Source organism: Kitasatospora sp. NPDC001095 (assembly GCF_053598615.1).
The window spans coordinates 14213-37534 of sequence record NZ_JBSFKQ010000067.1 but is presented as its reverse complement, the minus strand read 5'-3'; the positions used below and the strand labels follow the sequence as shown (position 1 = coordinate 37534).

Here is a 23322-nt window from a genome sequence, read left to right as displayed (position 1 = left end):
AGGAAGATCTTGGTCGATCCCCTGAATAGCAGAGGCACTTCCCTTATCTCGCGCACCCTTGACACCGCCGCCCAGTCCTTAACTTCGTGGCATTGAATGACCATGCGGGTCTGGCAGCCGGTCTTGAGCGCGTTGGTGGCGAGTTCGCTGACGACCACAGAGGCGTCGTCCACGAGGTCGTCCAGCCCCCACTCCCGCAGCTTGCCGGAGACGAAGCGGCGGGCAACGCCCACCGATTCCGGCAGGTAGGGAAGGCAGATGGTCGCCGGCTCCGGGGGCGGGAGGGCGGCGTTGCCCCTCGCGACGTTGGAGAGGAGGGTCATCAGTGCTTCTCCTTGGCGTAGTCATCTCGCTACGGAGAGCATCGGCACAGCAGGAGAGCCGGACTATCACTCCCTGGTGATAGCCCGGCTCCAATAAGTGATGATCAGATGCCGACCCAGTGCGCCATGCTGCTGAGGGTGCCCGGCGTCGACCGGCGTGCGGAGACGAGCCCGGCGACCGTCTCCCGCACCATCGGGTGGTAGCGCATCTGTTGGGGTGCGAGTTCCCGTGCGTGCTGCAAGGACTTCAGCGACTCGTCGGAGCGGCCGATCCACAGCTGGGCTCGGGCCACCTCGGCGAGGTGGGCGGCGATCCGTGAAGCCGGCCACTCCGCAGGCATCTGGATCTGCTCTGCGGCCCGTACGGCTTCCGCGTAGCGGTACTGCTCGGAGAGCGTCGCCACCTGGTGCACGGCCACATTGGTCGGACCGAACGAGAGCCAGTGCACCCGGGTGGCCTCGCCCGTGATCTCGGCGATCCGCGCCGCCTCCGAGATGTGTCCTGCGGCCGTGTCGCCATCCCCGGATCGTGCGGCCAGGACAGCCGCGCCGAGGTGGAGTTGGCCCACCGCCACGTCCCGGACTCGTCCGGAGTCTGCCTGTTCGAGGGTGTGGGCGCCGACCGCGACGAGTCGCTTCCCCATCTCGTACTGGCCCGAGCGCAGGTAGACCAGCGAGCGGAGATACTGGCGAACTCCCGCGAGCACCGGGTCGGATCCGCGCTCGGCCGCCCAGGCCATCCGGTCCAGGGCCACCACGCACAGATCTGCGAAGCCCAGCTTCGTGGTGATGTCATAGGCCGTGCGATAGGTGCTGGCCAGCACCTGCCACGCCTTCTCGGAGGGCGCCAGGTGTGCGGCTGTCGTCGCCTCGGCAATCAGGGCAGGCAGCGCGCGGGCAGCGTCCTTGATGCGTGTCTCGCGGACCAGGGCGCACAACTGTTCAGCAGTGGTATGGAGTTCGCTCATCGGGCGGGCGGCGACATCGGGGTCGGCACCGAGGTCGTACAGGTCGAGTGCTTCGCGGATCGGCTGGATCAGCACATCGAGCTCGTCCTGCCGCAGCTCGGTCAGGTACGGCTGGCCGGTGAGTTCGACGGTTTGCACGGAGAGGACCCGCGCGACTGCGGCGAGCACGGCGGGTGTGGCCGGCTTGGCTCCCTGCTCGACCTTGGTGAGCATGCTGTACGAAATGTGTGCGCGAGCAGCTAGTTCACGCTGCGTCAGGTGGCGAAGCTTGCGATACTGGGCGATGCGTTCGCCGGTGTGCTCGGAGGTGTGCCTGGGCATACGGAGACTCCGTTCGTAGCGACCACTGCGGACGATACTCGCCGAAGGTGGCAGTGGAAGCGCGCCGGAGCATCGCTTCCGCCAGGGGTTGGGAGTTCGGATTGACCGAGCACCGGGAGTCGTTCCTCTACATCGTCGTCTGCGCCTCCGGGATCGCCGACGGAGTGGGTGAGTTGATTGCGGCCGCCCATGCCGAAGGCTGGAAGGTCGGCGTGATCGCCACTCCCAGTGCCCTCGGCTTCATAGACCAGGAAGCCATCGAGGCGCAGACCGGCTATCCGATCCGCTCCGCCTGGCGCACGCCGAAGATCCCGCAGCCGCTGCCGCCGGCCGACGCCATCGCGGTCGCGCCGGCCACGTTCAACACCGTCAACAAGTGGGCTGCCGGCATCTCCGACACGCTCGCACTCGGCATACTCTGCGAGGCGCACGGACTCGGTATCCCCATAGCCGTCCAGCCCTACGTCAACTCCGCCCAGGCCGCCCACCCGGCCTACCCGGAGAGCCTGGCCCGCCTCCGCTCGATGGGCGTCCTGATCGGCGACTCCGTACCACACAAGCCCAAGTCCGGCGGCGGCCGCGACAAGTACAACTGGACTCACGTCCTCGACCTGCTTCGTCCGGCACTGCGGGAGAAGGGCGGTCCGGTCCGTGAGTGACGGCGCTGGGCGAGCCGCGCTCCACTCGGTGTCCGTCGCCGGGGTGGTGGTCCGTGAGGACGGGCGGGTGTTGGCGATTCGCCGAGTCGACAACGGGACTTGGGAGCCGCCAGGTGGGGTCCTCGAACTGGCGGAGGACGTCGAGGACGGCGTGCGCCGGGAGGTCTACGAGGAGACCGGGATCAAGGTCGGCGTGGAGCGGCTGACCGGCGTGTACAAGAACATGAGCCGCGGAATCGTCGCGCTGGTCTTCCGCTGCCGACCAGAGGGCGGCGCCGAACAACTCTCGGACGAGTCAGCCGAAGTGGCCTGGCTCACCCCGGCTGAGGTCTCCGACCTGATGGCCGACGTTTACGCCGTGCGCGTCCTGGACGCGCTCCGGGACGACACGACACCGGCCCTGCGCGCCCACGACGGCCAGCACCTGCTCTGACCCGGCGGCCTGCTCGTCGAGCAGGCCGCCGGACCGTAATGCCGGTGAAGTGGTGCCGCGGGGCGTGATAGACCAGACGACATTATGAATATCTGTGTCTTCTGCTCCGCGTACTCCCTCGACGACCGCTACTCCGCCCCCGCCGCGGAGTTCGCCCGGCTCCTCGGGGAGGGCGGGCACACGCTCGTCTGGGGCGGCTCGAACGCCGGGCTGATGGGCCTCCTCGCCGACGAGGTGAAGGCCGCCGGTGGCCGGACCGTCGGGGTGATGGTCGAGATGCTGCGGCACAAGGCGTACGTCGGCGCCGACGAACTCGTCTGGACCGCCGACCTCGCGGAGCGCAAGGCGGAGCTGGCCTCGCGGGCGGACGCGATCGTCGTGCTGGTCGGCGGGCTGGGCACCATGGACGAGGTCACCGAGGTGCTGGAGCTCAAGAAGCACGGCCGCTTCGACAAGCCGGTGGTCGTCCTGGACACCGAGGGCTTCTACGCGGGCCTGCGCACCCAGATGGAGCGGATGGACGCCGAGGGCTTCCTGCCCCGCCCGCTCGCCGAGCTGATCACCTTCGCGGACACGCCCGCCGAGGTCTTCGCCCAGCTCAAGGCCTGATTAGATCAAGACCATGGCTGCACATCTGATCACCGGCGCCGGCTCCGGCATCGGCGCCGTCCTCACCGAGAAGCTCGCCGAGCGCGGGGACGAGCTCTGGCTGCTGGCCCGCGACGCCCGTCGGGCCGCCGAACTGCGCGAGCGCTTCCCCGGCGCCCGCACCCTCGTCGGGGACCTCGGCGACCCGGGCAAGCTCTCCTGGGCCTTCGGCCACCAGCAGCTGCCCGTCGAGCTGGACTCGCTGCTGCACGTCGCGGGCGTGGTCGAGCTCGGCCCGGTCGGCGACCTGACCCCCAAGGCCTGGCAGGAGACGCTCAACGTCAACCTCGTCGCCCCCGCCGAACTCACCCGGCTGATGTTGCCCTCGCTCCGGCTCGCCAAGGGCCACGTGCTGTTCGTCAACTCCGGCGCCGGCCTGAACGCCCACGCCGAGTGGTCGGCGTACGCGGCCAGCAAGCATGGCCTGAAGGCGCTCGCCGACTCGCTGCGCCAGGAGGAGCACGCGGGCGGCGTCCGGGTCACCTCCGTCTACCCCGGCCGCACCGCCACCGCGATGCAGGTCAAGGTGCACCAGCAGGAGGGCAAGGAGTACGACGCCGACCGCTGGATCGAGCCGCAGTCCGTCGTCAGGGCGATCCTCGCCGCCCTGGACACCTCGCGGGACGCGGAGATCACCGACATCACCGTCCGCCCCGGGCGGTAGTGCGCCGCGTGGGAAGTCGGCCCGGCCGACTTCCCACGCGTTCAGCCTGGCCCGTCCGGCTGAGTAGGCTCGGACGGGTGAGCACCCCACACCCCTTCCCCGACCTGCGCGGCGCCGCCACCGGCGTCGGCTCGCTGCCCGGCACCGACGCCCGGGAGGCGGCCAAGACGTCCACCGGCGCCCTGGAGCACCTGCCGTTCCTCCCCGAGCTGCCCGCGCGCGGACCGGGCGCCGACATGATCGGCCGCGGCGCCGGCCTGCTGGTCGAGCTGTTCGCGCAGACCGAGCCGAGCGGCTGGCGGTTCACCGACCGTCCCGGTCGGGACACCCGGCGCGCCCACTCCTGGCTCGGCGAGGACCTGGACGCCCTGGAGGAGTTCACCCAGGGCCACCAGGGCGCGCTCAAGGTCCAGGCCGTCGGCCCCTGGACGCTCGCCGCGAGCATCGAGCTCAAGTACGGCGAGAAGGCGCTCTCCGACCCCGGCGCCTGCCGCGACATCGCCGGCTCGCTCACCGAGGGCCTGCGCCGCCACCTCGCGGACGTCCGCAAGCGGGTGCCCGGCGCCGAGGTCGTGCTGCAGCTGGACGAGCCCTCGCTGCCCGCCGTGCTGGCCGGGTCGGTGAAGACAGCCAGCGGCTTCCAGCGGCTGCGCGCCGTCGACCGGCAGGTCGCCGAGGAGGTGCTGCGGGAGGTGGTCCGCGGCCTGGACGCGCCCGTCGTCGTGCACAGCTGCGCCCCCGACGTCCCGGTCCCGCTGCTGCGTCGGGCCGGGGTCGCCGGGATCTCCCTCGACTTCTCCCTCCTCACCGAGCGCCAGGACGACGACCTCGGCGAGGCCGTGGAGGGCGGCACGATGATCCTCGCTGGTGTCGTCCCCGCCACTGACCAGGCGGTGTCCGACCCTGCCGGTAGTGTCCAGGGTGTCAGGACCCTGTGGCGCAGGCTCGGGTTCGCCCCGGAGCTGCTGGGCCGTCGCGTACTGGTGACGCCGACCTGCGGGCTGGCCGGGGCCTCCCCGGCGTACGCGCGCAGGGCGCTGTCGTCCGCGGTGCGGGCGGCGCAGAGCCTGGTGGACAACCCGGAATGAGAACGTAGGAGGGCTTGCGGTGACGGCTGTCGAGGGCTGGGAGGACGTCCCGGCGGAGGTGCGCAGGCGGCACGTCGAGCTGGCGAAGGAGATCACCGATCACCGCGCCCGGTACTACGAGCAGGACGCTCCGGTCATCAGCGACGCCGAGTTCGACGCGCTGATGCGGGAGCTGGAGGGCCTGGAGGCCGAGCACCCGGCCCTGGTCACCCCGGACTCGCCGACCCAGCGGGTCGGCGGCGCCCCCATCGCGCTGTTCGCCGAGGTCGAGCACCGCGAGCGGCTGCTCAGCCTGGACAACGCGATGGACGACGAGGAGCTGGCCGCCTGGGCCGAGCGGGTCGCCACCGAGCTGCACGGTATCGACTACCACTACCTGTGCGAGCTCAAGGTGGACGGTCTGGCCGTCAACCTCACGTACGAGAACGGCCAGTTGGTGCAGGCGGCGACGCGCGGCGACGGCCGGGTCGGCGAGGACATCACCGCCAACGTCCGCACCATCAAGGAGATCCCGCACCGGCTCAAGGGCGAGAACGTCCCCGAGCTGGTCGAGATCCGCGGCGAGGTCTACTTCCCGACCGAGGCCTTCGACGCGCTCAACGCCTCCTTCGCGGAGGAGAACGAGCGCCGCCGGCAGGAGAACGAGCAGCGCGCCAAGGAGGGCAAGCGGCCCCGGGCGATGATCCGGCTGTTCATGAACCCCCGCAACGCCGCCGCCGGTTCGCTGCGCCAGAAGGACCCGCACGTCACCGCCTCCCGCCCGCTGCACATGGTGGTGCACGGCATCGGCGCCCGGGTCGGCTTCGACATCGACAACCAGTCGCACGCCTACCAGTTGCTGCACGACTGGGGCCTGCCCACCGCCCGGCACAACAAGGTGGTGCGGACGCTCGACGAGGTGCGGGCCTTCATCAAGCACTTCGGCGAGCAGCGGCACTCGGTCGAGCACGAGATCGACGGCGTCGTGGTGAAGGTGGACGAGATCGCCCTGCAGGGCCGGCTCGGCGCCACCTCCAAGTCCCCGCGCTGGGCGATCGCCTGGAAGTACCCGCCGGAGGAGGTCACGGGCAGGCTCGCCGAGATCCGGGTGGGCATCGGCCGCACCGGCCGGGCGACGCCGTTCGCGGTGCTCGCCGAGCCGGTGAAGGTGGCCGGCTCGATGGTGCAGTACGCGACGCTGCACAACCAGGAGATCGTCAAGGCCAAGGACGTCCTGCTCGGGGACACCGTGGTGCTGCGCAAGGCCGGTGACGTCATCCCGGAGATCCTCGGCCCGGTCTACGACCTGAGGGACGGCACCGAGCAGGCCTTCGTGATGCCCTCGCACTGCCCGGAGTGCGGCACCGAGCTGCGGCCGATGTCCGAGGGGGACATCGACCTGCGCTGCCCCAACGCGCAGCACTGCCCGGCGCAGATCCGGGAGCGGATCGCCTTCCTCGGCGGGCGGTCCTGCCTGGACGTCGAGGGGCTCGGCTACGTCGCGGCCACCGCGCTGACCCAGCCGCTGGAGCCGGCCGAGGCGCCGGTGCGCAACGAGGCCGACATCTTCCGGCTGACGGAGGAGAAGCTGCTGCCGATCAAGGTGCTGGTCCGGGACCCGAAGACGGGCATGCCCAAGCTGGACGACCGGACGGGCAAGGAGAAGGAGGTCTTCTTCTTCGCCACGACCAAGGGCGAGCCGAAGAAGTCGCTGCAGCTGCTGATCGACAACCTCGCGGCGGCGAAGGAGCGGCCGCTCTGGCGGTTCGTCAACGGCCTGTCGATCCGGCACGTCGGCCCGGTGGCCGCGCAGGCGCTGGCCCGCGAGTTCCGCGACCTGACGAAGATCTTCGAGGCGAGCGAGGAGCGGCTGGCGGCCGTCGAGGGGGTCGGCCCGACCATCGCCCGCTCGATCCGGGAGTGGTACGCGGAGGAGTGGCACCGGGAGATCCTCGCGAACTGGGCGGCCGACGGCGTCCGTTTCACCGAGGAGTTCGCCGAGGAGGAGGGGGCGGAGCGCCCGTTGGAGGGCCTGACCGTGGTGGTGACCGGCACCCTGGCCGGCCACACCCGGGACGGCGCCAAGGAGGCGCTGACCACGCGCGGAGCGAAGGTGACCGGTTCGGTTTCGAAGAAGACCGACTTCGTGGTCGCCGGTGACAACCCAGGGTCCAAGTACGACAAGGCCGTTCAGCTCGGCCTGCCGGTCCTGGACGACGCGGGGTTCGCCGTGCTGCTCGCCGACGGGCCGGCCGCCGCCCGCGCCCACCTGGGACTTCCGGAGCCGGAGGAGGCCGTGGAGGTGGAGAAGAAGCCCGTCGAGGACTGATCCCCAGCCGACCCGAGCGGTCCGTGACCGCATCGGTGTTGTTATCGTCCTGATGCAGCGTCACCGGGTGCCACACAGTGAAAGCGGGCATTGTGTCACTGTGCGACACCCGAGCGCGGTGGCGTGTTTCCGGTTGTCCGAAAGTCTGCCCACCGGGTGGAGCCCGGCATACCCTGGAGCGCAACAGAATGTCAGCAGGGGTGGGGGCGCCGGCTGGGCCGGTGCTCCTCGGGGTCGCTCCATGCCCGGCAGCTGTCGGTACCGGCACGGTGCCTCACCGTAAGGCGGCCTGACGGGGCGGGCCCGACGGAGGACAGGGCTTATGGATCGTACGACCGGCGGTGCGCCCACACGCCCGCCGCAGGGGGTGGCGGGTGCGGTCCTGCTGCTCGGCGTGCTGCTGGCCGGAGCCGCGCCGCTCATCCCGCTGGCCGTCCTGGTCTACCGGTACGAACCCGAGTTGCTGCCGCTGTTCGCCGTGCCCCTGGCGGTGCTGGTGGCGGCCTGGCGGATCGCCCGGGACCGCGCCCGGGACCAGCTGAGCGACCCGCTGACGGATCTGCCCAACCGTCAGGCCCTGCTGCTGGCCGCCCAGGAGGCGATCGCGGAGTGCGAGCAGGGCTACAGCGTCGGTCTCATCCTGCTCGACCTCGATCGCTTCCGATCACTCAACGACACACTCGGTCATACGGCCGGTGACCGGCTGCTGGTTCACATCTCCCGCCGGCTGCACCGGGCCCTGCGCTCCGGCGGCCCGGCCGGCAGCGCCACCCGGGAGTCCATCGACGACGTCTTCGCCGGGCTGCCCCGGCACTACCGCCGCGGCCGCCCGATGGTGGCCCGGATGGGCGGCGACGAGTTCGCCGTCCTGCTGCCCGGCATCAACTGCCCGGACAGCCTGGAGCGGGTCGCCAAGGCGCTGATCGCCGAACTGGCCGCCCCGATCCGGCTGGACGGGCTGCTGCTCGTCCTGGAGGCCAGCGCCGGCGTCTGCGTCTACCCGCAGCACGCCCAGGACGCCGAGGCGCTGCTGCGCCGGGCCGACGTCGCGATGGGCCACGCCCAGCGCGGGTGCAGCGGCGTCGCCCAGTACGACGAGACCCAGGACGCCGACACGCCGTACCGGATCGGACTGCTGGGGGACCTGCGCCGGGCGCTGGAGACCGGCGAGGTGCAGCTGCACTACCAGCCGAAGGTGGCCTTCGACGGCCGGGTGGTCGGCCTGGAGGCGCTGCTGCGCTGGGAGCGGCCCGGCCAGGGAAAGGTCTCGCCGGACGAGTTCGTCGGGCTCGCCGAGTCCAGCGGACTGATGCCCCGGCTCACCGACTACGTGCTGGAGGCCGCCGTCGGCCAGCTCGCGTACTGGCGCGACCAGGGCCTCCAGGTGCAGGTCGCGGTCAACGTCTCGCCGCGCGACGTGCTCAACCCGGGCTTCGCCCAGCGGGTGGCCGGTCACCTCGTGCGCCACCAGGTGCCGGCCCACGCGCTCCAGCTGGAGATCACCGAGCGGCTGCTGCTGGACGACTCCCGGCGGGCCGCCGACACCCTGGCCGAGCTGCGCGGCTACGGCGTCGGGATGTCCCTGGACGACTTCGGCACGGGGCACTCCTCGCTGGTGCGGCTGCGCAGCCTGCCGGTCGGCGAGCTGAAGATCGACCGCTCCTTCGTCTCCCGGATGGTCGCCGACGACCACGACGCGGCGGTGGTCCGGTGCTCGGTGGAGCTCGCCCACTCGCTGGGCCTGACAGTGGTCGCCGAGGGCGTCGAGGACGACGAGACCTGGGAGCGGCTGCACTGCATGGGCGTGGACGCCGTCCAGGGCTGGCTGGTGTCGGCGGCGCTGCCGGCCGAGCAGGCCACCGCCTGGCTGCGGGTGCACCGCACCGGCGCCCCGCCGGTGGAGCGGCTCGGCGTGCCGCCCCAGCTGCATGCCGGCTTCCGACCGGGCCAGGGCGCCCAGCCGGCCGGGCCGCCGGTGCTGCCGCCGACGCTCCCGCCCGTCCGGCCGCCGGTCGCCCCGCCCCCGCTGCCGCCGGTGGCGCAGATGGTGCAGGCCGCGCACCGGGAGGTCGAGCAGCAGGGGTGCGCCGCCGCCCGCACCCAGCCGCAGCAGCGCCCGCCGGACGCCGCCGTCCGGCGGTGACGGCGGCCGGTGGGCGAACCGGCGGAGGAGGCGGCGGACGAACGGGTGGAGCTACCGGTGGACGCCCCGGTGGACGACCGTTGACGGGGGCCTCGGCTCACTCGTTGGCCGGGGTGGGGGACGGGCCCCATAGGATGGGGTCCAAAGACCACGAGGACGGAGCGCCGAACCCGGCTGCTCCTGCCCGGGCCCGGCACCGCCCGCAAGGCACCGCCGGGTCTCACCAGAACTCACCCTGAGGATCGCTGCATGCCTGGCATCACGCGCGAGGAGGTCGCCCACCTCGCCCGGCTGTCGCGTCTTGAGCTGAAGCCCGAAGAGCTGGACCACTTCGCCGAGCAGCTCGACGTGATCATCGGCGCGGTCGCCCGCGTTTCCGAGGTCGCCGGACAGGACGTCCCGCCGACCTCCCACCCGCTGCCGCTGACCAACGTCATGCGTGCGGACGAGGTGCGGCCGTCGCTCACCCCGGAGCAGGCGCTGTCCGGCGCCCCCGCCGCCGAGGAGCAGCGTTTCCGTGTGCCGCAGATCCTCGGGGAGGACTGACCGAGATGACCGAGCTGATCCGTTTCACCGCCGCCGAGACCGCGAGCGCCATCGCCAAGGGCGAGGTGTCCGCCGTCGAGGTCGCGCAGGCCCACCTGGACCGCATCGACGCCGTCGACCAGAAGGTCAACGCCTTCCTGCACGTCGACACCGAGGGCGCGCTGGCCGCGGCCAGGGCCGTCGACGAGAAGCGCGCCAAGGGCGAGGAGCTGGGCCCGCTGGCCGGCGTCCCGCTCGCGCTCAAGGACGTCTTCACCACCAAGGGCATCCCGACCACCTGTGGCTCGAAGATGCTCGAGGGCTGGATCCCGCCGTACGACGCCACCCTGACCAGCCGTCTCAAGGACGCCGACGTCGTCATCCTCGGCAAGACCAACATGGACGAGTTCGCGATGGGCTCCTCCACCGAGAACTCCGCGTACGGCGTGACCGGCAACCCGTGGGACCTCTCCCGCATCCCCGGCGGCTCCGGCGGCGGTTCGGCCGCCGCGCTGGCCGCCTTCGAGGCCCCGCTGGCGATCGGCACCGACACCGGCGGCTCGATCCGCCAGCCCGGTGCCGTCACCGGCACCGTCGGCGTCAAGCCGACCTACGGCTCGGTGTCCCGCTACGGCCTGGTGGCGTTCTCCAGCAGCCTGGACCAGGGCGGCCCGTGCGCCCGCACCGTGCTGGACGCGGCCCTGCTGCACGAGGCCATCGCCGGGCACGACCCGCTGGACTCCACCTCGATCGACGCGCCCGTCCCGGCCGTGGTCGAGGCCGCGAAGATGCGCGACATCCGCGGCATGCGGATCGGCGTCGTCAAGGAGTTCGCCGGCGAGGGCTACCAGGCCGGCGTGATGCAGCGCTTCAACGAGTCGGTGGAGCTGCTGCGCGAGCTGGGCGCCGAGGTCGTCGAGGTCTCCTGCCCGTCGTTCACCCTGGCGCTGCCGGCGTACTACCTGATCGCGCCGAGCGAGTGCTCCTCCAACCTGGCCCGCTTCGACGCGATGCGCTACGGCCTGCGGGTCGGCGACGACGGCAGCCGCTCGGCCGAGGAGGTCACCTCCCTGACCCGCGAGGCCGGCTTCGGCCCCGAGGTCAAGCGCCGCATCATCCTGGGCACCTACGCGCTGTCCTCGGGCTACTACGACGCCTACTACGGCTCGGCCCAGAAGGTCCGCACGCTCATCTCGCGCGACTTCGACGCCGCCTTCGCGGGCGTGGACGTCCTGGTCTCGCCGACCACGCCGACCACCGCCTTCCCGATCGGCGAGCGCGCCGACGACCCGATGGCGATGTACCTGGCCGACCTGTGCACGATTCCGTCGAACCTCGCGGGCAACGCGGCCATGTCGCTGCCGGTCGGCCTGGCGCCGGAGGACAATCTCCCGGTCGGCCTGCAGATCATCGCACCCGCGATGGCGGACGACCGCCTGTACCGCGTGGGCGGCGCCGTCGAGGCCGCGCTCAACGACAAGTGGGGGCACACCCTGCTGGAGGAGGCACCGGCACTGTGAGCAAGATCGAGAAGGCCAAGTCCAAGTCCGCTTCGCTCAAGGGCTTCAAGCACAGCAAGCCCGGCCTGTGGCTGTCCATCGGCACCAGCGCGTTCGGCGCGATCTCCGTCGTCAAGGACGTCCGCAGGGCCCGCGAGGAGAACGACACCCTCAAGCTGGTCAACGCCCTGGTCGGCGCGGCCGCGCTGGTCACCGGCACGGCCCTGCTGGTGCGCGAGCTGCGCCGGCTGGGCTCCGACGACGTGCTGCTGGGCTGAGCCGAGCTGAGCGCCCCGGCCCGGCCCCGCGCGATGCGGCGGCCGGGCCCGTACCTCCCAAGCTTCAAGTGAGAAGGGACGCTGTGAGCGTCATGAACCTGGTCTCCTACGAGGACGCTCTCGCGTCGTACGACCCGGTGATGGGCCTTGAGGTCCACGTCGAGCTGGGTACCAAGACCAAGATGTTCTGCGGTTGCTCGACCGAGCTGGGCGCCGAGCCGAACAGCCAGACCTGCCCGACCTGCCTGGGCCTGCCGGGTTCGCTGCCGGTGGTCAACGCGGTCGGCGTGGAGTCGGCCGTCAAGATCGGCCTGGCGCTGAACTGCGAGATCGCCGAGTGGTGCCGGTTCGCGCGGAAGAACTACTTCTACCCGGACATGCCCAAGAACTTCCAGACCTCGCAGTACGACGAGCCGATCGCCTTCAACGGCTACCTCGACGTGCAGCTGGAGGACGGCTCGACCTTCCGGGTGGAGATCGAGCGCGCCCACATGGAGGAGGACACCGGCAAGTCCAGCCACGTCGGCGGGGCCACCGGCCGCATCCACGGCGCCACCCACTCGCTGCTCGACTACAACCGGGCCGGCATCCCGCTGATCGAGATCGTCACCAAGCCGATCGTCGGCGCCGGCGAGCGCGCCCCCGAGGTCGCCAAGGCGTACGTCGCCGAGCTGCGCGAGGTCATCCGCTCGCTCGACGTCTCCGAGGCCCGGATGGACAAGGGCCAGATGCGCTGCGACGTCAACCTGTCGCTGCGCCCGAACGGCACCGAGACCTTCGGCACCCGCTCGGAGACCAAGAACGTCAACTCGCTGCGCAGCGTGGAGCGGGCCGCCCGGTTCGAGATCCAGCGGCACGCCACGGTGCTGACCGACGGCGGCACCATCGTCCAGGAGACCCGCCACTTCCACGAGGACAACGGCACCACCACCTCGGGCCGGATCAAGGACAACGCCGAGGACTACCGCTACTTCCCCGAGCCGGACCTGGTGCCGGTGGCCCCCGCCCGCGAGTGGGTCGAGGAGCTGCGCGCCGCCCTGCCCGAGCTGCCGCGGGTGCGTCGCGCCCGGCTGCAGGCCGAGTGGGGCCTGTCCGACAAGGACATGCAGTCGGTGCTCAACGCCGGTGCGGTGGGCCCGATCCAGGAGACCATCGCGGCCGGTGCCCCGGCCGACCAGGCCCGCAAGTGGTGGATGGGCGAGCTGGCCCGCCGCGCCAACGAGACCGGCACCGAGCTCAGCGAGCAGCCGATCACCCCGGTGCAGGTCGCCCGGGTCGCCGCGCTGGTCGCCGAGGGCAAGCTGAACGACAAGCTGGCCCGCCAGGTCATCGAGGGCGTGCTGGCCGGCGAGGGCGAGCCGGACGAGATCGTCGAGAAGCGCGGCCTGGCCGTGGTCTCGGACGACTCCGCGCTGGGCGCCGCCGTCGACCAGGCCATCGCCGAGAACGAGGCGATCGCCGCCAAGATCCGCGACGGCAAGGTCCAGGCCGTGGGCGCGCTGGTCGGCGCGGTCATGAAGGCGACCCGCGGCCAGGCCGACGCCGCCCGGGTGAAGGACCTGATCCTGGAGAAGCTGGGCGTCTCCGCCTGAGCAGCCTCTGAGCGCCGCCTGGCTTGTCAAGCCTGCCTTCCTAAGGCACCTAAGGCATCTAAGTCTCTCTAAGTAAGGCCTAAGGCCCTGTCTCACCTATGTATCTAGGTGCGGCAGGGCCTTAAACCTTTCTTGGCGACCGATCTAAGGCAGCTGGGTCCCGGAAGATGCGGCAGGCTCCCGATGCGGCACCCCCCACTGGCGGAGGAAGCTCTTACCTGTCAGCAAGACGGAGTGAGAACCCGAGGGGGAACCGGAAATGATCGAGTACCAGACCTTCCAGCAACAGGCCCACGAACTCGTGGCCCGCGCCGAGCACGAGCGCCTGGTGCGCGAGGCCAAGGAGGCCCGCCGACTGCGGCAGCGCCCGGTGGCCGCCCGCTTCCAGCGGCGCCCCGTGCGTCGGCCCGAATGCTGACGGTACGGCACCACGACGGTGCCGAAGGAGCTCCGGAGGGGGAGACGCCGCGAACGGGCGTCTCCCCCTCCGGGCGTTCGGGCCCGGAACCCCGTTCGCCTGGGGAGATAACCCCTCGGCCGGGCCCCACCGGCTATGGCATGCTCGCCTCCATGCAGCAGACATCGGTCAGCCCCGTCTTCGTCGGCCGCGGCAGCGAGATCACCGAGCTGACCGACGCGCTGCGCCGCGCGGGCACCGGCAGTCCGCAGGCCGTCCTGATCGGCGGCGAGGCGGGGGTCGGCAAGACCAGGCTGCTGGAGGAGTTCCTGGAGCGGGCCGCGGCCCAGGGGGCGGTCACCACGCTCGGCAGCTGCCTGGAGGTCGGCGCCGAGGGCCTGCCGTACGCGCCGCTGGCCGCCGCGCTGCGACGGCTGCACCGCTCGCTCGGCCCCGAACTGGAGGCCGCCGCGGCCGGCAGCGAGAGCCATCTCGCCCTGCTGCTGTCCGAGTTCGGCGAGGTGGACGGCGAACCCAACGACGAGTACAGCCGGGCCCGGCTGTTCGAGCACACCGCGAGGCTGTTCGAGCGGCTCGGCGCGGAGCGTACCCTCGTCCTCGCCGTCGAGGACCTCCACTGGGCCGACCGCTCCACCCGCGAGCTGCTCGCCTTCCTGGTGCGCACCCTGCACCGTTCCCGGGTGCTGCTGGTCGCCACGTACCGCACCGACGACCTGCACCGCCGGCACCCGCTGCGCCCCTTCCTGGCCGAACTCGAACGGCTGCGCACCGTCCAGCGGCTGGAGCTGGCGCGGTTCGGCCGGCGCGAGGTGGCCGCCCAGCTGGCCGGCATCCTCGGCACCGCCGCCCCCGACCGCCAGCTGGTGGACCGGATCCACCGCCGCTCGGAGGGGAACCCGTTCTTCGTCGAGGAGCTGGCCACCGCCTTCGAGGACGGCTTCGGCGCCGGGCTGACCGACTCGCTGCGGGACATCCTGCTGGTGCGGGTCGAGGGCCTGGACGAGGAGGCCCAGCGGGTGGTGCGGATCGCCGCCGAGGGCGGAACGCACGTCGAACACGCCCTGCTGGCCGCCGTCCTGGACGACGAGGAGGCGCTGATCGAGGCGCTGCGGGCGGCCGTCGGCGCCAACATCCTGCGCCCGGACAGCGAGGGCGAGGGCTACCGGTTCCGGCACGCGCTGGTCCGCGAGGCGGTCTCGGACGACCTGCTGCCCGGCGAACGGCACCGGATCAACCGCAAGTTCGCGCTCGCGGTGGAGGCCCAGCCGCAGCTGGTCCCCGGCGACGCGCTGGCCGCCCGGCTGGCCAACTACTGGTACCACGCGCACGATCCGGCCCGCGCCCTGCCGACCGCCCTGGACGCCGCCCGCGCGGCCCGCCGCCGCAACGCCTTCGCCGAGCAGCTCGGCATGCTGGAACGGGCCCTGGAACTGTGGGACCTGGTCTCCGAGGAGGTGCTGGCGCACACGCGCCCCTACGACTGGGCCGAGACCTACCCGCCCGGCTCCCGGGACCACGACGCCGCGGACGAGGACTGCGACCGGATCCAGCTGGAGGACGTGCTGGCCGAGGCGGTGGTCGCGGCCCGGCGCAGCGGCGACCGTGAGCGCGGCCTGAGCCTGGCCAAGCGCGGCATCCGACTGGTCGACGAGGTGGAGCACCCGGTGCGGGCGGCCTGGTTCCGGATCAACCGGGCCCGGATGCTGGGCAGCCTGCGCCGCTCCGGGGACGAGGAGGAGATCGCCCACGCCCACCGGCTGGTGGAGCACCTGCCGCCCTCCGCCGTGCAGGCCGAGGTGTTCGCGCTCAGCGCCAACTCCGCCATGCTCAAGAGCCCGGGGCCCGAGCACATCGAGCTGGCCGAGCGGGCGATCCGGATCGCCCAGGAGGTCGGCGCCCACTCGGTCGAGGTGCACGCCCGGATGACCCTCGGCGGCCTGCGCTACGACGTGCAGGGCGACGCCGAGGGCGGGCTGGCCGAACTCGCCGGCGCGGTCGAGCGGGCCCGCCTGCTGGGCGTGCCCGACCTCCTGCTGCGCGGCATCAACAACCTGGCCAGCATGCAGCGCGGGCTGGGCCGGCCCGAGGCTGCCGTCCGGCTGGCCAGGGAGGGGCTGGAGTTCGCGGACGGCAACGGCCTGCTGCGCAACATCGGCGCCATCCTGACCGGCAACCTGGTCGAGGCGCTGACCGACCTCGGGCGGGTGCGGGAGGCGACCGAGGTGCTGACCGGCTACGAGTCGACCAGCCTGACCGGCACCCACGCCGAGTTCCTGGACCGGATGCGCGGCGACCTCGCCCTGCTGGCCGGGGACCTCACGACCGCGGCGGCCATGCTGGCGCAGGCCCGGGCGGCCAACCGGATCGGCCAGGTCCAGCACAGCGTGCCGATCAGTCGGCTGGCGATCCGGATCGCGGCGCTCGGCGGGCGGCCGCTGGAGGCCCGGGACGAACTGCTCGCCGTGCTCGCGGAGGACGGCAGGACCGGCACCGAGTCCGACGTCTACCCGCTGCTGGCCGAGGCGGCCGCGGTGGAGGCGGACAGCCGGGGCCTGCCGCAGGCCGAGGCGGGCCGGCCCGGGGCGCTGGCCGCGATCGCCGCGGCCGCCGCCGAGCTGCGGCCGAGGGCCCCGCTGCACCACGGCTGGGCCCGGCTGCTGGAGGCCGAACTGGCCCGGGCCGAGGGCGCCGACACCCCGCGGGAGTGGGCCGCCGCGGTCGAGGCGCTGCGGCCGACCGGCCTGCCGTACCCGCTGGCGCTCGCCCTGCTGCGGGCCGGCGAGGCCGAGGTGCAGGCCGGCCGGCGCGAGGCCGGCGCCGAACTGCTGCGCGAGGCGGCCGAACTGGCGGCCGTCCGGGACGACCGGCCGCTCGGCGGGCAGATCTCCGCGCTGGCCGAGCGGGCCGGGCTGAGCCTCGCCCCGGCCGAGCGGGCGGCCGCGGTGCCGGCCCAGGCCGCCGGGGACTCCTTCAACCTCACCCCCCGTGAGCGGGACGTGCTGCGACTGCTGGCCCGCGGCTGGACCAACCGGCAGATCGCCGAGGAGCTGTACATCTCTCCGAAGACCGCGAGCGTGCACGTCTCCAACATCCTCGGCAAGCTCGCGGTCGGCGGCCGGGGCGAGGCGGCGGCGCTGGCGCACCGGCTGCGGCTGTTCCCGGACGACCTGGCCTCCTCCGGCCGTTGAACGGGGCGCCGGCACGGGCCCGGACCGGCTCCGGCCGGTCCGGGCCCGCCGTTCGTCCACCCTGGCACCGGTGTTCGGGCGCCTCCCCGTGCTCCCGTGCGCGCCGCGTGAGCCCCCGCCCGCGCGCCGCCGCCAACCGGGCCGATCCGTAGGAATCGGGGGCATTTCCCCACCCTTCCGCCATTACTCTAAGTTGAGTGTGTGTGTCATTGAGTGACGGAATTGGTGTAGGGTCCATTTTGGGAGCATCGGTACGGTGTGGCGACCGGCAGGTCGCCCACCCCCTGGGCCGCCGTCCTGACGGGGCGCCAGGCCATCGCGCACGTCCGAGAGGTGCGCGGCCGATGGTCCGTGGCCGGGGCGCGAGGCCCCGGGCCGGAGGGGGAGAGGCCGAGTGAGCTCCACCGAAACGGTGCTGCGCGGAACCGGACGGCCGGACGCACCGCGCGCCGACACGTCCGCCGTCGACGCGCCCGCAGCCGTCCGCTGCAGACGGCTGAGCCGGATCCGGGACAGCCGCGCGCTGCCCGGCTTCGTCCTGGGCGCGCTCTGCGCGGCCTACGCCGCGGGCGCCGCCACGGGCTGGGGATCGCACCAACTGGCCGTCTTCATGGGAGACTTCGGGCTGGCAGCGGCGGCCCTGGCGGCCGCGCTGTCCTGCCTGGTGTACGGCTGCACCGTCGGCGGGCACGCCCGCCCGGCCTGGCTGCTGTTCGGCCTCTCCTCGATCATGGTCGCCTTCGGCAACGGCACCTGGGGCTGGTACGAGCTGGTCCTGCGCTCCCCGCTGCCCCAGGACTCGCTCGCCGAGTACGCCTTCCTGCTGTTCGCCCCGCTCGCCATCACCGGCGTCCTGGTGCTCGCCCAGCACCCGCGCACGGCGGCCGGCTGGCTCTGCCTGCTGCTCGACGGCTGGCTGATCGCCGGCTCGCTGTTCACCCTCAGCTGGAGCCTGGCGCTCGGCCGGATCGCGGCCGGGGAGGACGGCTCACCGCTGCGCCTGGCCCTCAACCTGGCCTACCCCGTGCTGGACATCCTGCTGGTCAGCCTGGTGGTCGGGCTGCGCTTCCGGGGCCGGGACGGCAACCGGGCGGCGGTGCACACGGCCATGCTGGCGCTCGCCGTCACCGTCACCTGCGACGCCCTGTTCACCTCCCCGGAACTGCGCAGCAGCTACCACTCGGGCGAACTGCTGGACGCCGGCTGGTTCGCCGGCAGTCTGCTGCTGGGCTGGGCGCCGTGGTCGCCGCGCTGGCGCCGTCCGCTGCGCGACCACCCCTCGGCCGGCGGCCTGCCGCACCGCCGGGTGGCCACCACCTTCAGCGCGCTGACCCCGTACGCGGCCGCCGCGGTCTGCACCGCCGGAATCCTCTACAACGCCCTCGGCGGGCGGGAGTTGGACCGGGTGGTGGCCGCCGCGGCCTGCACCGTCGGGCTGGCGCTGATCCTGCGGCAGGGCGTGATGCTGCTCGACAACCTGTCGCTGGCCCAGGAACTCGCCCACAAGGAGGCGCACTTCCGCTCCCTGGTGCAGGGCTCCAGCGACGTCATCATGATCGCCGGCGCCAACGGCGTGCTCTCCTACGTCTCCCCGGCCGCGCTCGGCGTCTACGGGCGGGATCCGGAGGAGCTGGTCGGCGGCAACCTGCTGGACCTGGTGCACCCCGAGGACGTCAGCCGGGTGCTCTCCGAGGTCCGCCGCTACCTCGCCAGGGTCCGGCTCGCCACCCACCGCAGCCCCGGCACCGCCGTGCCCTCCGCCCGGGTCGAGTGCCGGATCAGCTCCGGCGCGGGGGAGTGGCTGCACGTCGAGTCCAGCGTCAGCAGACATCGCGACGGCCTGCTGCTCAACAGCCGGGACGTCACCGAACGCGTCATGCTCCAGGCCCAGTTGCACCACAACGCCTTCCACGACCCGCTCACCGACCTGCCCAACCGGGCGCTGTTCACCCAGCAGCTGCGGGCCGCCCTCGGCGCCCGCGGCCAGCAGGGCGAGACCGGGGCCGGGATCGCGGTGCTCTTCCTCGACCTGGACGGCTTCAAGGCGGTCAACGACACCGCCGGACACCAGGTCGGGGACGAGCTGCTGGTGCAGGCCGCCCGCCGGCTCCAGGGCGCCGTCCGCTGCGGGGACACCGTCGCCCGGTTCGGCGGCGACGAGTTCGCCGCGCTGGTCTGCGGGCCGCTCGGCCGCCTCCAGGTCCAGGAACTGGCCGAGCGGCTGCGCCTCGCGCTCTCCGAGCCGTACTGGATCGGCGGCGCCGAACTCAGCGTCGCCGCCAGCATCGGCATCGCCTTCGGCACCCCCGAACGCGGCCCGGCGGCCGACCCCAGGGCCGCCGCCGACGAGCTGATGCGCAACGCCGACCTCGCGATGTACCGGGCCAAGTCCGAGGGCAAGGGCCGGGTTGTGCTCTACACCCCCGCCATGCGGGCCGACCTGGAGCGCCGCACCGAACTGGAGGAACGGCTGCGGCTGGCCGTCAGGGAGGGCGGCTTCACGCTGCTCCACCAGCCCGTGGTGGACCTCGGCAGCGGCGCGGTGACCGGCGTGGAGGCCCAGGCCCGCTGGCGCTCGGTGGGCGGCCTGCTGCTCACTCCGGCCGAGTTCCTGCGCTCGACCGAGCACGGCGACGCGGCGACCAGGTTCTCCCGCTGGCTGGTCCTGGAAGCGGTCAGCGCGGCCGCCGAGCGGCGCGGCCTGCCGGGCCGGGGCCGCGGGCTGCCCGAGCCCGTCCCGGTGGCCGTCCGACTGTCCGTCGAGCGGCTCTGCTCGCCCGGCCTGTACGAGACGGTGGCCGCGGCGCTGCGCGACAGCGGGCTGCCCGCCGACGAACTGGTGATCGAGGTGGCCCGGATGGGCCCGGACTCGCTCGCCGACGAACTCGGCCGCCGGCTCTCCGCCCTGCGCGGCCTCGGCGTCTCCACCTGGCTGGCCGGGTACGGCGCCGGCGGCGGCTCGCTCGGCGCCCTCGCCCGGCTGCCGCTGGACGGGCTCAAGCTCGACCGCACCCTCGTCCAGGACCTCGGCGAGTCCCCGCTCAGCCGCACCCTCGCCGGGCACGCGCTGCGGCTCGGCCGCGACCTCGGGATGGTCACCGCCGCCGAGGGGGTGGACCTGCCGCGCCAGGTCGCCGCGCTGCGCGACCTGGGCTGCGGACAGGCCCAGGGCTCGGCCTTCGCCCCGCCCCTGGACGAGCCCCGGCTGCGCCGGGCGCTGGCCCGCCGCGACTACCCGCTGCCCACGTCGACGGGTCCGCTCCCGGCTCGCCGCCCGTACCCGTCGGCCGTCGACGACACCCGGACGGGTGGCCGCCCGAACGGCCGGACGGACGCCACGCCGGGACGTGGCGCACATCACCATGGCGGCTCTGACCTGCCCGAACACCGTGCCGTTACTGGTCCGTCGGGGGGTCCGCATGGCGAGACGGTCGTCCCACCTGCTTGACACGTTGCCCCGCACGGGAGGATGGTCGTTGCCATGCGCACCCGAATTCTCGTACTTGGCGGGCGCGTCGGCTGAGTGGGCTCGTACGCCCTGCTCGTGACAGACCGACGCGCCACCCCTCGCATGCCCTTGGGCACGAGGGGTTTTTTGTTGCACTGACGCTGTTCCACCTCCGCAAGACCCCTGGCCTCGACCGCCGAGCAAGTCCGACCTGTCGGATGAAGCGGGACGATTGAGGCAGAGCCGGCGATCGACCCGGACCGGGACCCCACCCTCGCAGCACCGGGGCCCGCACACCGGGTCGGCAAAACCCGAGAAGAGACAGGCAGATGACCGAGCACGCCGCATCCCCCCGCCGCGGGGACAACCCGGCCGCCAACGCTCCCGCTCCCCAGCACGTCGTCGAGACCATGACCGGCGCCCAGTCGCTCATCCGCTCCCTGGAGGCCGTGGGCGCGGACACCGTCTTCGGTATTCCGGGCGGGGCCATCCTTCCCGCGTACGACCCCCTGATGGACTCCGTCAAGGTGCGCCACATCCTGGTCCGTCACGAGCAGGGCGCCGGTCACGCCGCCACCGGCTACGCGCAGGCCACCGGCCGGGTCGGGGTCTGCATGGCGACCTCGGGGCCGGGTGCGACCAACCTGGTCACCCCGATCGCCGACGCCTACATGGACTCGGTGCCGGTCGTCGCCATCACCGGCCAGGTCTCCTCCAAGGCGATCGGCACCGACGCCTTCCAGGAGGCGGACATCTGCGGCATCACGATGCCGATCACCAAGCACAACTACCTGGTCACCGACCCGGCCGAGATCCCCCGGGTGATCGCCGAGGCCTTCCACATCGCCGCCACCGGCCGCCCCGGCCCGGTCCTGGTCGACATCGCCAAGGACGCGCTCCAGGCGACCACCACCTTCCGCTGGCCGGTCGAGACCGCGCTGCCCGGCTACCGCCCGGTGACCAAGCCGCACGCCAAGCAGATCCGCGAGGCCGCGAAGCTGCTGGTCAGTGCCAGGCGCCCGGTGCTGTACGTCGGCGGCGGCGTGCTCAAGGCGCAGGCCACCGCCGAGCTGCGGATCCTCGCCGAGCTGACCGGCGCCCCGGTCGTCACCACCCTGATGGCGCTCGGCGCCTTCCCGGACAGCCACCCGCAGCACCTGGGCATGCCCGGCATGCACGGTTCCGTCCCCGCCGTCACCGCGCTCCAGAAGTCCGACCTGCTGTTCACCCTCGGCGCCCGCTTCGACGACCGCGTCACCGGCAAGCTGGACGGCTTCGCCCCCAACGCCAAGGTCGTCCACGCCGACATCGACCCGGCCGAGATCGGCAAGAACCGTCCGGCGGACGTGCCGATCGTCGGCGACGCCCGCGAGGTCCTCGCCGACCTGATCGTCGCCGTCCAGGCCGAGTTCGACGCCGGCCACAGGGGCGACTACACCGAATGGTGGGAGCGGCTCGACGAGTGGAAGAAGACCTACCCGCTCGGCTACGAGCCGGCCCCGAACGGGCAGCTCTCGCCGCAGCAGGTCATCGAGCGGATCGGCCGGATGGTCGGCTCCGACGCGATCTACGCCGCCGGCGTGGGCCAGCACCAGATGTGGAGCTCGCAGTTCATCCAGTTCGAGAAGCCGGGCACCTGGCTCAACTCGGGCGGCGCGGGGACGATGGGCTACGCCGTCCCCGCGGCGATGGGCGCCAAGGCCGGCCGGCCGGAGACCGCGGTCTGGGCCATCGACGGCGACGGCTGCTTCCAGATGACCAACCAGGAGCTGGTCACCTGCGCCCTGAACGACATCCCGATCAAGGTCGCGGTCATCAACAACGGCTCGCTGGGCATGGTCCGGCAGTGGCAGACGCTGTTCTACAACCAGCGCTACTCCAACACCGTGCTGCACTCCGGCCCCGGCCACGACGGCGTCGAGCCGCCGGCCCAGGGCACCCGGATCCCCGACTTCGTCCGGCTGTCCGAGGCGATGGGCTGCGTCGGCCTGCGCTGCGAGCGCCCCGAGGACCTCGACGCCGTCATCAAGCAGGCGATGGAGATCAACGACCGCCCGGTCGTCATCGACTTCATCGTCCACCAGGACGCCATGGTCTGGCCGATGGTCGCGGCCGGCACCAGCAACGACGAGATCCAGTTCGCCAGGGGCGTGCGCCCCGACTTCGGCGACGATCTCGACTGATGTCCCTGCCCGCCCGCCCGTCGCCCACCACCGCCCTTCCCGGGACCGGCTGCGCCGGACCCCTCCTGTGCGACTGAGGAACCCCATGTCCAAGCACACCCTCTCCGTCCTGGTCGAGAACAAGCCCGGCGTGCTCGCCCGCATCGCCGCACTGTTCTCCCGGCGGGGCTTCAACATCGACTCCCTCGCCGTCGGCTCGACCGAGCACCCGGACGTGTCCCGGATGACGATCGTGGTCAACGTCGAGGACCTCCCGCTGGAACAGGTCACCAAGCAGCTCAACAAGCTCGTGAACGTGATAAAGATCGTCGAACTCGACCAGTCCGCTGCGATCCAGCGGGAACTGGTCCTGGTGAAGGTCCGCGCCGACAACGAGACCCGGTCGCAGATCGTCGAGATCGTCCAGCTGTTCCGTGCCAAGACCGTCGACGTGTCGCCCGAAGCGGTGACCATCGAGGCCACCGGCAGTTCGGACAAGCTGGAGGCCATGCTCCGGATGCTGGAGCCTTACGGCATCAAGGAGTTGGTCCAGTCCGGCCTGGTCGCCATCGGCCGCGGCGCGCGCTCCATCACGGACCGCTCGCTGCGCGCCCTGGACCGCAGCGCCTGACCGGCGTCATCGCACCACCCAAAGAC

Annotated in this window: 17 protein-coding genes and 1 pseudogene; 16 read left to right on the top strand and 2 right to left on the bottom strand. The window is 72.3% G+C overall.

All coding sequences use genetic code 11. From position 1 onward, the window contains the following. Together ACWDBB_RS33350 and ACWDBB_RS33345 are read right to left on the bottom strand one after the other, a co-directional pair. Window positions 1-323, bottom strand: a 323-nt coding sequence (locus ACWDBB_RS33350) for an ATP-binding protein (protein WP_449793146.1), incomplete at its 3' end; no start/stop codon positions are given. A gap of 104 nt (window positions 324-427) precedes the next feature. Next, window positions 428-1612: a helix-turn-helix domain-containing protein gene (locus tag ACWDBB_RS33345; protein ID WP_449793145.1), complete on the bottom strand. Its 1185-nt coding sequence runs from the start codon at window positions 1610-1612 to the stop codon at window positions 428-430. A gap of 101 nt (window positions 1613-1713) precedes the next feature. Here ACWDBB_RS33345 and ACWDBB_RS33340 point away from each other — a divergent pair, with 101 nt between their 5' ends. From ACWDBB_RS33340 to ilvN, 16 genes and pseudogenes are all read left to right on the top strand, one after another. Further along, complete coding sequence (locus ACWDBB_RS33340) at window positions 1714-2271, top strand: flavoprotein (RefSeq protein WP_449793144.1); 558 nt, start codon at window positions 1714-1716, stop codon at window positions 2269-2271. 28 nt (window positions 2272-2299) lie between these two features. Further along, a complete protein-coding gene (locus ACWDBB_RS33335; RefSeq protein WP_449793148.1) occupies window positions 2300-2704 on the top strand; it encodes an NUDIX hydrolase in 405 nt (134 codons plus the stop codon). Between the two features lie 84 nt (window positions 2705-2788). After that, entirely contained in the window at window positions 2789-3313 is a 525-nt protein-coding gene (locus tag ACWDBB_RS33330; protein WP_449793143.1) for an LOG family protein, read from the top strand. Window positions 3314-3326: 13 nt separating this feature from the next. After that, window positions 3327-4016 carry an SDR family oxidoreductase gene (locus ACWDBB_RS33325; RefSeq protein ID WP_449793142.1) on the top strand — a complete coding sequence of 230 codons (690 nt, stop codon included), beginning with the start codon at window positions 3327-3329 and terminating at the stop codon, window positions 4014-4016. A 77-nt stretch (window positions 4017-4093) separates the two neighbouring features. Beyond that, the gene (locus ACWDBB_RS33320) at window positions 4094-5104 is read left to right on the top strand and encodes a methionine synthase (RefSeq protein ID WP_449793141.1); all 1011 of its coding nucleotides are present in this window, start codon (window positions 4094-4096) and stop codon (window positions 5102-5104) included. 19 nt (window positions 5105-5123) lie between these two features. Continuing rightward, window positions 5124-7412: an NAD-dependent DNA ligase LigA gene (gene ligA, locus ACWDBB_RS33315; RefSeq protein WP_449793140.1), complete on the top strand. Its 2289-nt coding sequence runs from the start codon at window positions 5124-5126 to the stop codon at window positions 7410-7412. A 385-nt stretch (window positions 7413-7797) separates the two neighbouring features. After that, a pseudogene (locus tag ACWDBB_RS33310) lies at window positions 7798-9555 on the top strand (putative bifunctional diguanylate cyclase/phosphodiesterase); the annotation flags it as partial. 249 nt (window positions 9556-9804) lie between these two features. Beyond that, window positions 9805-10101 (top strand): Asp-tRNA(Asn)/Glu-tRNA(Gln) amidotransferase subunit GatC, encoded by a 297-nt coding sequence (gene gatC, locus ACWDBB_RS33305; protein ID WP_030057414.1) that lies wholly within the window; start codon window positions 9805-9807, stop codon window positions 10099-10101. Window positions 10102-10106: 5 nt separating this feature from the next. Then, on the top strand, window positions 10107-11600 hold the full coding sequence (gene gatA / locus ACWDBB_RS33300) for an Asp-tRNA(Asn)/Glu-tRNA(Gln) amidotransferase subunit GatA (RefSeq protein ID WP_392872847.1): 1494 nt from the start codon (window positions 10107-10109) through the stop codon (window positions 11598-11600). Beyond that, window positions 11597-11857 (top strand): hypothetical protein, encoded by a 261-nt coding sequence (locus tag ACWDBB_RS33295; protein WP_449793139.1) that lies wholly within the window; start codon window positions 11597-11599, stop codon window positions 11855-11857. The genes gatA and ACWDBB_RS33295 overlap by 4 nt, the downstream gene beginning before the upstream one ends. Before the next feature lie 83 nt (window positions 11858-11940). Beyond that, on the top strand, window positions 11941-13449 hold the full coding sequence (gatB, locus tag ACWDBB_RS33290; protein ID WP_449793138.1) for an Asp-tRNA(Asn)/Glu-tRNA(Gln) amidotransferase subunit GatB: 1509 nt from the start codon (window positions 11941-11943) through the stop codon (window positions 13447-13449). A 259-nt stretch (window positions 13450-13708) separates the two neighbouring features. Then, window positions 13709-13867, top strand: a complete 159-nt coding sequence (locus ACWDBB_RS33285; RefSeq protein ID WP_158077676.1) for a hypothetical protein — start codon at window positions 13709-13711, stop codon at window positions 13865-13867. Window positions 13868-14019: 152 nt separating this feature from the next. Beyond that, window positions 14020-17055 (top strand): helix-turn-helix transcriptional regulator, encoded by a 3036-nt coding sequence (locus tag ACWDBB_RS33280; protein ID WP_449793137.1) that lies wholly within the window; start codon window positions 14020-14022, stop codon window positions 17053-17055. Window positions 17056-17551: 496 nt separating this feature from the next. Further along, window positions 17552-20503, top strand: a complete 2952-nt coding sequence (locus ACWDBB_RS33275; RefSeq protein WP_449793147.1) for a putative bifunctional diguanylate cyclase/phosphodiesterase — start codon at window positions 17552-17554, stop codon at window positions 20501-20503. A 329-nt stretch (window positions 20504-20832) separates the two neighbouring features. Continuing rightward, window positions 20833-22686, top strand: a complete 1854-nt coding sequence (locus ACWDBB_RS33270) for an acetolactate synthase large subunit (RefSeq protein WP_449793136.1) — start codon at window positions 20833-20835, stop codon at window positions 22684-22686. A gap of 85 nt (window positions 22687-22771) precedes the next feature. Further along, window positions 22772-23296, top strand: a complete 525-nt coding sequence (gene ilvN / locus ACWDBB_RS33265) for an acetolactate synthase small subunit (protein ID WP_049657946.1) — start codon at window positions 22772-22774, stop codon at window positions 23294-23296. The last annotated feature ends 26 nt before the right edge of the window (window positions 23297-23322 follow it).